This is a genomic window from Streptomyces sp. NPDC002793 (genome assembly GCF_040295485.1).
Classification (GTDB): domain Bacteria; phylum Actinomycetota; class Actinomycetes; order Streptomycetales; family Streptomycetaceae; genus Streptomyces.
This window is the reverse complement of record NZ_JBEOVL010000088.1, coordinates 1-11,384: the sequence shown is the minus strand read 5'-3', so window position 1 is coordinate 11,384 and position 11,384 is coordinate 1. Positions and strand designations below refer to the sequence as shown.

The following is an 11,384-nucleotide window of genomic DNA, read 5'->3' as shown; positions in this document are numbered from 1 at the left end:
TGGTTGACAGCGGAACCCCGCACCACAGCCAGCACCTCATGACCGTTCGCCACAGCGTCCGACAACCGCTCCAGCAACAGCAGACCGACACCCTCGGAGAGTCCGGTGCCGTCGGCGGCGGCGCCGAACGCCTTGCAGCGTCCGTCGGAGGCCAGCCCGTTCTGCCGGCTGAAGCCGATCAGCACGTCCGGGGTTGCCATCACCGTCACGCCGCCGGCCAGGGCCATCGTGCACTCACCGTTGCGCAGCGACTGCGCCGCCAGGTGCAGGGCGACCAGCGAGGCCGAGCAGGCCGTGTCGACGGTGACCGCAGGGCCCTCCAGGCCGAAGGCGTAAGCCAGTCGCCCGGAGGCCACGCTGCCCGCGCTGCCCGTGATCAGGTGGCTCTCGGCGTCCTCGGGCATCCGCAGGCCGATCCCGTAGCCGGAGCCCATCGCGCCGACGAAGACACCGGTGCGGCTGCCACGCAGGGTGGCGGTGTCGATGCCGCCGCGTTCGAACGTCTCCCAGGAGGTCTCCAGGAGGAGTCGCTGCTGGGGGTCCATGGCGAGCGCCTCACGCGGCGAGATGCCGAACAGTGCGGCGTCGAAGTCGCCCGCCGTGTCGAGGAATCCGCCGAACCGGGTGTGGACGGCATTCCGGTGGCCCTGGCCGGTGAGGTTCCAGCCTCGGTCGGTGGGGAAGGGGCCTCTGGCGTCGCGTTCGTCGGCCAGCAGACGCCACAGTTCCTCGGGCGACCCGGCCCCGCCCGGGTACCGGCAGGCCATCGCTACGATGACGACGGGGTCCTCGGCGGGCGGCCGTACGGCCCTGGGCGTGGCGGCGGGTGTCGCGGCGACGGCGCCGGCCAGCCGCTCGTGCAGGTGGTCCGCCATGGCCCTGGGCGCCGGGTGGTCGAAGACCACGGTCGCGGGCAGTTTGATACCGGTGACGGCGGAGAGCCGGTTGCGCAGTTCGACGGAGGTGAGCGAGTCGAAGCCCATCTCCTGGAAGGCCCGGTCGGCTGCGACGCGTTCGCCCGGGGCGTGGGCCAGCACGGCGGCGACCTCTTCGCGGACCAGGTCGAGGAGGAGGCCCGCCGGGTCGGCGGAGCGTGCCAGTTCGGCGAGCAGGCCGACCTGCGGGGCCGTGCCGGAGACACCCGCCCTGCGGAGCGGGGCCGGGACGCGCACCAGGGACCGCAGCAGCGGTGGCACCTCGTGCGCCTTGCGTGCCGCGGAGGTGTCGAGGCGGGTCGGTACGACGTGGGCCCGACCGGAGGCCAGTGCCGCGTCGAAGAGCGCGAGGCCCTCCTCGGTGCTCAGGGCGTCGCCGAGGCGGGTGATGCGTGCGACGGCCGTGTCGTCGAGGTGCCCGGACATCGCGCTGGTCCGCTCCCACAGGCCCCAGCCCAGTGACACGGCGGGCAGGCCGCGGTGGACGCGGTGGGCGGCCAGTGCGTCCAGTACGGCGTTGGCGGCGGCGTAGTTGGCCTGTCCGGCCGCGCCGACGGTGGCGGCCAGCGACGAGTACAGCGCGAACAGTGCCAGGTCCTGCCCGGCTGTCAACTCGTGCAGGTGCAGGGCTGCTTCCGCCTTCGGCGCGTACACGGACGCCAGGCGCTCGGGGGTCTGTGCCTCCAGGATGCCGTCGTCGAGGACGCCGGCGGTGTGGACGACACCGGTCAGGGGATGTGCGGCGGGAATGTCCGCGAGCACGGCCGCCAGGGCGTCCCGGTCGGCGGCGTCGCAGGCGACGACCTCCGTGTGCGCGCCCTGTTCGGCCAGTTCCCGGACGAGTCCTTCGGCGCCGGCGGCGGTCGGGCCGCTGCGGCTGGTCAGCAGCAGGTGGCGGACGCCGTGGCGCTCCACCAGGTGCCGGGCCAGCACGGCGCCCAGGGCGCCGGTGCCGCCGGTGATCAGGACGGTGCCCTCGGGGTCGAGACGGAGTGGCTCCGCCGTCCCGGTCGGACGCAGCCGGGCCAGCCGGGGGACGAGAATCCGGCCGTCGCGTATCGCGGCCTGGGGTTCGTCCGCCGCGAGGAGCGTGCCGAGTGCGGCGATCGCCGCCTCGTCCGTGTCGGCGTCCACCAGGCGGAAGCGGCCCGGGTGTTCGGTCTGTGCGGTGCGCAGGAGGCCCCACGCGGCTGCGGCGGCCGGGGCCGCCACGTCGTCACCCTCGCGTGCGGCGACGGCTCCGGAGGTACGTACGAGCAGGTGGGCGGCGGCCGTCCGGTCGTCGGCGAGCCAGGCCCGTACACCCGCCAGGACCTCGGCAGGGTCCACCGGCGCTCGCCACAGGACGACGGCGGGCACCTCGGTGAGCCCGTCGGGGTCGTCGACGGTCACGCAGGGGGTGTCGGTGACCGCGCCCGGGATCTCTCGTTCCGTCCAGACGACCTCGAAGAGCGAATCGGCGCCCGGTGTCCCCCCGAGATCCCCGGTCGGCTCGCGCAGGGTCAGGGAGGCAGCGGAGAGGACGGGCAGGCCCTGCTCGTCGAAGGCGTCCAGCGTCACCGTGTCCGGGCCCGCCGGGGTGAGCCGTACCCGCAGGGTGTGGGCGCCGACGGCGTGCAGCGCCACGCCCGCCCAGGAGAACGGCAGTCGCGGTGCGACCGGTTCGCCCTCCGCCCCGGCGAGTGCCAGTACGTGGAGTGCGGCGTCCAGCAGCGCTGGGTGCGTGCCGTAGGCGTCGCCCTGCTGCCGGTCGGGCAGCGTCACTTCGGCGTACAGGTCGTCGCCGGATCGCCAGGCGGCCCTGAGTCCCTGGAAGGCCGGCCCGTATTCCAGGCCCGCCTCGTTCAGACGTGCGTAGTGCCCGTCGAGGTCCACGGCGTCCGCGTCGGCCGGTGGCCATTCGGGGCAGGCCGCCGGTTCGGCGGGGAGGTCACGGACGAGGGTGCCCACGGCGTGCCGGGTCCAGGGTGCGTCCTCGTCCGACTCGGGGCGTGCGTGGACGGAGACTTCGCGCTCGCCCTCGGAGCCGGTGGCTCCGTCGGCCGCGCGGACCACCACCTGGAACCGTACGGCGGCCCGGTCGGGCAGGATCAGCGGGGCGTGCAGGGTCAGCTCGTCGACGAGCCGATGGCCGGTCAGCCTGGTCGCCTGGAAGACGAGTTCGAGCATCGCGGTGCCGGGCACCAGGACCGTCCGGCGCACCCGGTGGTCGGCCAGCCACGGGTGGGCAGCCGTGGACAGGCGTCCGGTGAGCACCAGTCCGTCGTCGGTCGCCGAGACCACCGCCGCGCCCACCAGCGGGTGGTCCACCCCGGTGAGTCCGGCGTCCTCGACGTCCGCCGGACCGTTCTCGGACAGCACCCAGTAGGTGCGGTGCTCGAAGGCGTACGTGGGCAGGTCGGCGCCCTTCCCCGCCGTCAGCGGCCAGTCGACCCGGGCGCCGGACACGTGGAGCCCGGCGAGGACCTGGTGGAGCAGGTCCTGCTCCGGGTGGTCGACGCGCAGCGTGGGCAGGAAGACCGCGTCGTCGACGAGGTGCTCGCCCATCGCGGACAGCACTCCGCCGGGGCCGATCTCGACGAACCGCTTCACGTCCGACAGCTGTCGGAAGGCGTCGGCGAACCGGACGGTGCGCCGCGCCTGCTGGACCCAGTACCGCGGCTCGTCGAGCCGCCCGGGTCCTGTGGCGACCATGGGGACGGCGGGTTCGTGGTGGGTGAGGTCCGCCGCGACGGCCGCGAGCCCTTCGAGCATCGGGTCGATGTGGTGCGAGTGGGCGGCGAGGGAGACGGTCAGTTGCTTGACCCGTCTGCCCTCGGCCCGCAACCGGTCCTTCAACGCGCCGAGCACGTCTGCGTCGCCGGAGAGGGTCACCGACGCGGGCCCGTTCACCGCGGCGACGTCGGCGCCCTCCGGGAGGGGCAGCAGGTCCTCCTCACGCCCTTCGACGGCGAGCATGACCCCGTCGTCGCGCAGATCCATCAACAGCTTGGCGCGCGCCGTCACCAGGGTGCAGGCGTCGTCCAGCGACAGGATGCCCGCGATGTGCGCGGCGGCCAGTTCGCCGGTGGAGTGACCGAGCACGACGTCGGGGGCCACACCCCAGGAGTCGAGCAGCCGGACGAGGGACACCTGGACGGCGAACATCCCTGCGAGGGCGTAGCCGCTGCGGCCCATCCGCTCCTCGTCGCCGAAAACCATCTCGGCGAGCGGCGTCCCGAGGTCGATGCGTGCCGCGATCTCGTCGAACGCTTCGGCGAACACCGGGTGTGCGGCATGGAGTGCGCGCCCCATTCCGGCGTACTGGGCGCCCTGGCCGGTGAACAGGAAGGCGGTGCGGCCTCCGACCGCCTCGCCCCGGACCACGGTGGCCGAGGAGGCACCGGCTGCGAGGGCGCCCACTCCGGCGAGCAGGCCGTCGTAGTCGTCCGGCCGGCCGAGCACGACCGCCCGGTGTTCCAGCGCTGCCCGGCCGGTGATCAGGGTCCGGGCGATCTCCTCCGCGTCCGGTCCGGGTCGGACGGCTGCGAACTCCAGAAGGCGTGCCGCCTGTTCGCGGAGCCCTTCAGGGGTGCGCGCCGCGAGCGGCCAGGCGACCGGCGTGGGCCGGGGCGGACCGGCCGGCGCGGTCACGTCCGGCCGCGTCCTTGCCGGGAGCGCGCGGGTCTCCGGCGCCTGTTCGAGGATGACGTGGGCGTTGGTCCCACCGATGCCGAAGGAGGAGACGGCTGCCCGGCGGGGGCGGCCGGTTGTGTGCCACGGGAGCGACTCGGTGAGCAGGGCGACCGCGCCGGACGACCAGTCGACCTCCTGGGTCGGCTCGGAGACGTTGACGGTGCCGGGCAGTACGGCGTGCTGCAGCGCCTGGACCATCTTGATGACACCGCCGACTCCGGCGGCGCACTGGGTGTGGCCGATGTTGGACTTCAACGAGCCGAGGCGCAGCGGTTCGCCCCCCTCGCGGTCCTGGCCGTAGGTGGCCAGCAGTGCCTGTGCCTCGATGGGGTCGCCGAGCTTCGTGCCGGTGCCGTGCGCCTCCACGACGTCGACGCCGGACGGGGCGACGCCCGCCGCGGCCAGGGCCGCTCTGATGACCCGCTGCTGGGCGGGGCCGCTGGGCGCGGTGAGGCCGTTGGAGGCACCGTCCTGGTTGACCGCCGAGCCGCGCACCACTGCCAGGATCCGGCGGCCGTTGCGCCGCGCGTCGGAGAGCCGCTCGACGACGAGCATGCCGACGCCCTCCGACCAGCCGGTGCCGTCCGCGTCCGCCGAGAACGACTTGCAACGGCCGTCGGGGGCGAGGCCCTTCTGCTTGCTGAGTTCCGTGAACACGTCCGGGGTGCCCAGGACGGTGGCACCGCCCGCGAGTGCGAGGTCGCACTCGCCGTTGCGCAGCGACTGGACTGCGAGGTGCAGGGCCACCAGGGACGCGGAGCAGGCGGTGTCGACGGTGATGGCGGGGCCCTCGAGGCCGAAGGTGTAGGCGATGCGGCCGCAGACGACGCTGCCCGACATGCCGGTGAGCAGGTGGCCGTCGACCTCTTCGGGGAGGTTCGCGCCGCTGGCGTAGCCGACGTTGGTGGCTCCGACGAAGACGCCCGCCGGGGTGCCCCGCAGACCTGCCGGGTTCAGGCCCGCCCTCTCGAAGGCCTCCCAGGACGTCTCCAGGAGAAGCCGCTGCTGGGGGTCCATGGCGAGCGCCTCACGCGGCGAGATGCCGAACAGGCCGGCGTCGAAGTCGCCCGCGCCGTCGAGGAACCCGCCGAGCCGGACGTCGGAGGTGCCACGCCTCGTGGGGTCCGGGTCGAAGAGCGCGTCGAGGTCCCAGCCCCGGTCCTCGGGGAAGGGGCCCGCGACGCCACCGCCGTCCATGACGAGCTGCCACAGGTCCTCAGGGGAGGTGATGCCTCCGGGGTACCGGCAGGCCATTCCGACGATCGCGATGGCTTCGTCGCTCCGGGCGGCCGTGGTCCGCGCTGCGGCGGGTTCCGGGGTGCCGACCAGTTCGGCCAGCAGGTGTTCCGCGAGGGCTGTGGGGTTGGGGTGGTCGAAGACCAGGGTGGCGGGGAGCTTCAGTCCGGTGACCGTGTTCAGCCGGTTGCGGAGTTCGATCGAGGTGAGCGAGTCGAAGCCCAGTTCGCGGAAGGCTCGTTCCGCGGCCACCACGTCGCCGGAGGCGAAACCGAGGACCTCGGCGCTCTCCGCACGTACGAGGTCCAGTACCTTGCGCGCCGGGTCGGCGGCGGTGGCGAGGGTGGCGGCGAGGTCGCTCCGGCCCCTGCGGCCGCCGGTTCCGCGTGCGGTGCCGGGTGCTCCACGCAGCAGTGCCGGGAGATCGGCGGCGGACCGTGCGCGGGTCCGGTCGACGGTGGCCGCGACCACGTGCGGCCGACCTGCCGTGAGCGCCGCGTCGAACAGGGCGAGGCCCTGTTCGTCGGTGAGGGCAGCACCGAGACGGCTCGCCCGGGCGAGGGCGGCCTCGTCCAGGTTGCCGCTGACGGTGCTCCTCCGGGACCACAGGCCCCAGGCGATCGACACCGCGGGCAGGCCGCGGGCCGTCCGGTGCTGGGCGACGGCGTCCAGGACGGCGTTCGCGGCCGCGTAGTTGGCCTGTCCGGGTGTGCCCAGGGTCGCGGCCACGGACGAGTAGAGGACGAAGAGCGGCAGGTCCAGTTCACGGGTCGCTTCGTGCAGGACGAGGGCTGCGTCGGCCTTGGGCGCGAGCACGGCCCGGAGGCGTTCGGGCGTCAGGGCGTCGGCGGTGCCGTCGTCGGCGATCCCGGCCGCGTGCACGATGCCGGTGAGCGGGTGTTCGGCCGGTATCCGGGCCAGCAGGGCGGTGAGGGCGTCCCGGTCGGTGATGTCGCAGGCGACCACCTGCGCCGTGGCGCCCGACTCGGCCATCGCGGCGATGAGTTCGGCGGCGCCGGGGGCGTGGGGTCCGCGCCGGCCGGTCAGCAGGAGATGCCGGACACCGTGCCGTTCCACCAGGTGCCGGGCCAGCAACGAACCGAGGGCCCCGGTACCGCCGGTGATCAGAACCGTGCCGTCGGGGTCGACGGCACGGGCTGTCGCTTCGCCCGTGGTACGTACCCGGGTGAGCCGGGGCACCAGCAGGGTGCCCTCGCGCAGTGCGGCCTGCGGCTCGTCCGAGGCGAGCAGGGCTGCCACGGCTCGTGCCAGGGCGTCCTCGACGTCGGCGTCCATGGTGCCGACACCCTCGGGGTCCGGGGTCTCTGTGTCCATCAGAAGGAAGCGGCCGGGGTCTTCGGACTGGACCGAACGGATCAGTCCCCAGGCCGCGGCCCGTGCCGGGTCGGCTAGCTCGTCGCCGTCGACGGCGACGACGGCACCGCGGGTGAGGACCACCAGCGGCGTGTCGGCCCCGTCCGCCATCCAGCCCTGGAGGCCGGTCAGTACGGCCGCCGCGTCCGCAGGGGCGCGCCACACCGTGATCCCGGTGGTTCCGGCCTCCTCGGCCGGGTCGTCGACCATCGTGCAGGTGGGGTACGCGGCTGCGGGCATCCCGCCCAGCGGCGTCCAGGTGACCTCGTACAACGGGGCCGCCGCTGTCACCGGGCGTTCGGTGACGGCACGCAGGGTCACCGCGTCGACGGTGAGGACGGGCGTCCCCGTCTCGTCGAAGGCCTCCAGCGACACGGTGTCGGGGCCGGCCGGGGTCAGGCGCACCCGCAGAGCCGAGGCTCCCGTGGCGTGCAGGGTGACCCCGCCGAAGACGAATGGCACCCTGGCGGTGCCGTCCTCGCCGAGCGGTCCTGCGGCGACCGCCTGGAGCGCGGCGTCGAGGAGTGCGGGGTGAACCCCGTAGCCCTCCGACGCTCCCCCTGCGGGGAGCTCGACCTCCGCGTGGAGCGTGTCGCCGGACCGCTCGACGGACCGCAGGCCCTGGAAGGCAGGACCGTAGGAGAGTCCGGCCTCGTCCAGCGCCGGGTAGTGCGCGTCCAGTCCGATCCGTACGGCGTCGGCCGGCACCCGGATGTCCTCGGCGGCCGGCACCGTGGGCCGGGCTGCGGTGAGCAGGCCGGTCGCGTGGCGGGTCCAGGAGCTGTCCTCGTCGGAATCGGGCCGGGCGTGGACATCGATCGTGCCGTCGTCCCCGACCCTGACCTGGAGCTGGACCGCGCCACGTGCGGGCAGGACGAGCGGGGTGTGCAGGGTCAGTTCGTCGAGGCGGGGAAGGCCGGCCGACGCCCCTGCGTGCAGGGCCAGTTCGGCGAGCGCGGTGCCCGGGAGCACGACCGCGCCGTGCACCACGTGGTCCGCCAGCCAGGGCTGGGCGGCCGTGGACAGGCGGCCGGAGAACAGCAGCCCGCCGCCGACGGCCGGGGACACCTCGGCGCCCAGCAGCGGGTGCCCTGCGGCACGCAGACCCGCGGCACCGAGGTCACCGGTTCCCGGGCGGGGGATGGTCCAGTACCGCTCCCCCTGGAAGGCGTACGTCGGCAGGTCGATCCGCCGGCCGCCCCGGAGCGCGTGCACGGCGGCCCAGTTCGGTGTGGCACCGACGGCATGGGCGTGGGAGAGCGCGGTCAGGACGGACTCCGTGCCGTCCACGTCGCGACGCAGCAGGGGCACGGCGGGCGTGGTGTCGTGGAGGTGCGGGGTGAGCGCGCTGAGCACACCGTCAGGACCGAGCTCCAGGAAGATGCGCACACCGTGGAGCGAGGCCACCGCGTCGGCGAAGCGGACGGGCCGGCGGACCTGGTCCACCCAGTACGCGGGGGTGCTGATGTCGCCGGGTGCCGTGGTGACGACGGGAACGGACGGGGTGCGGTACGTCAGCGAACCGGCGACCTTCGCGAACTCGGCCAGCATCGGCTCCATCAGACGCGAGTGGAACGCGTGCGAGACGGACAGTCGCCTGACCTTGCGCCCCTCGGAACGAAGACGCCCCTCCCACCCGAGGACCAGCTCCACGGGACCCGACACCGTCAGCGACAACGGCCCGTTGACCGCCGCCAGATCCACCCCTTCAGGCAGCTCCAGCTCGTCCTCGGCCGCCTCGACGGCGAGCATGGCGCCACCCTCGGGCAACGCGTCCATCAACCGGCCGCGTGCGGAGACCAGCCGGCAGGCGTCGTCCAGCGACAGCACACCCGCCACATGAGCGGCAGCCAACTCGCCGACCGAATGCCCCACCAGCACATCCGGAGCGACACCCCACGACTCCAGGAGCCGGAAGAGCCCGACCTCCAACGCGAACAGCCCCGCCTGCGCGTACACCGTCCGGTCCAGAGCCTCCTGATCCCCGAACACCACCTCACGCAGCGGACGTTCCAGATCCACCCGCGCACACACCGCGTCGAAAGCATCTGCGAACACGGGGTACTGCTCGTACAACCCTCGCCCCATGCCCGCACGCTGCGACCCCTGCCCCGTGAACAGGAACGCCGTACGGCCGTCGCGCACCTCGCCCCGGATGACGCCGGGCGCAGGACGGTCCGCGGCGAGGGCGGTCAGAGCTTCCGCGGCCTGCTGCGGGTCACGTGCCAGCACCACGGCACGGTGGGTGAGCGCGGCCCGGCCGGTCGCGAGGGTGTGGCCGATGTCCACGGGCCGTGCCTCCGGCGCGCCGAGCAGGCGGCCCGCCTGCTCGGCGAGGGCGTCGACGGTGTGGCCGGAGAGGGGCCACGGCACGAGCGGGGGTGTGGTGGTCTCCGCTTCCTGCGGGGCTTCCTGTGCTGCGGGCGGTTCGGCCAGAACCACGTGGGCATTGGTGCCGCTGATCCCGAAGGAGGACACGCCTGCCCGGCGAGTCCGTTCGGACCGGGGCCACGGACGGGGGGCGGCCAGCAGTTCCACCGCCCCGGCGGACCAGTCCACGCCGGTCGAGGGCACGTCGGCGTGGAGCGACGGAGGCAGCGTCTCGTGACGCATCGCCTCGACCATCTTGATGATGCCCGCGACGCCCGAGGCGGCCTGTGTGTGGCCGATGTTGGACTTCACCGAGCCGAGCAGCAGCGGCTCTTCGCGGTCCTGGCCGTAGACGGCGAGCAGTGCCTCCGCCTCGATCGGGTCGCCGAGCCTCGTCCCCGTACCGTGTGCCTCCACGACGTCGACGTCGGCCGGAGTGAGGCCTGCGGAGTCGAGCGCGGCGCGGATGACCCGCTGCTGGGAGGGGCCGTTGGGGGCGGTGAGGCCGTTGGACGCGCCGTCGGAGTTCATGGCGGAGCCCGCGACGACGGCGAGGACAGGGTGGCCGTTGCGGCGTGCGTCGGAGAGCCGCTCGACCAGCAGAAGGCCGATGCCTTCACCCCAGCCGGTGCCGTCGGCGGCGTCGGAGAACGGCTTGCAGCGGCCGTCGGCCGCCAGACCGTGCTGGCGGCTGAACTCCACGAAGGCGCCCGGCGTGGCCATCACGGTCACGCCGCCGGCCAGGGCGAGGTCGCACTCGCCGTTGCGCAGCGCCTGCACCGCGAGGTGCAGGGCTACCAGCGATGAGGAGCAGGCGGTGTCGATGGTGGCGGCCGGTCCTTCGAGGCCGAAGGAGTAGGCGACGCGCCCGGACAGGATGCTGGCGGAGCCGCCGGTGGCGACGTGGCCCTCCAGCCCGGCCGAGTCGGCGAGGGTGAGGCGGGCGTAGTCCTGGCCGTTGGTGCCGGCGAAGACGCCGGTGCGGCTGCCCCGCAGGGAGCGCGGATCGATGCCGGCGCGTTCCAGTGCCTCCCAGGTGGTCTCCAGGAGGAGCCTCTGCTGCGGGTCCATGGCGAGCGCCTCGCGCGGCGAGATGCCGAACAGGGCGGCGTCGAAGCGGCCGACGTCGTCGAGGAAGGCTCCTTCGTCGACGTACGAGGTGCCGGGTCCGTCCCCGGCGAAGAGCGCGTCGAGGTCCCAGCCTCGGTCGTCCGGGAAAGCGGTGACGACGTCACGGCCCTCGGCGACGACCTGCCAGAGCCCCTCGGGGTCGGTCACCCCTCCGGGGAAGCGGCAGGCCGTGGAGACGATGACCACCGGGTCGTCGTCCACCACCGTCGCGGCGTGTGTGGTCGGAGCCGATGAGGTCTCCGTGAGCAGTTCGGTGAGCCGGGCGGCGAGGGAGGACGCGGTGGGGTGGTCGAAGACGATTCCGGCGGGCAGGCGCACGCCGGTCGCGGTGGCCAGGCGGTCACGCAGTTCGACAGACGTCAGTGAGTCGAAGCCCAGGTCGGCGAAGGCCCGCCCGGCGTCGACGTCGTCGGCGGAACGGTGGCCGAGCGCGGCGGCGGCCTCGGCGCGTACCAGACCGGTGACACGCCGGACCTGTTCGGCGGGGGGCACGTTCCGCAGGCTTACGGCGAACTCGGTGCCGGCACCCGGCTCGGGACCGGTCTCGGCCTTCTCCACGAACGCTTCCAGGAGGGGGCTGGGGCGGAGGCTGGTGAAAGCCGCACCGAACCGCCCCCAATCGACATCAGCCACCGTGACAGCGACATCATCACCATCCAGAGC

General features: G+C 73.8%; 1 protein-coding gene and 1 pseudogene. Both read right to left on the bottom strand.

Annotated elements, in window-relative coordinates:
* Positions 1–1,850 (bottom strand): beta-ketoacyl synthase N-terminal-like domain-containing protein (locus tag ABT001_RS36190; protein WP_502967579.1); only part of this gene is annotated, 1,850 nt, incomplete at its 3' end.
* 171 nt (positions 1,851–2,021) lie between these two features.
* A pseudogene (locus tag ABT001_RS35130) lies at positions 2,022–11,213 on the bottom strand (SDR family NAD(P)-dependent oxidoreductase); the annotation flags it as partial.
* Between the last annotated feature and the right edge of the window lie 171 nt (positions 11,214–11,384).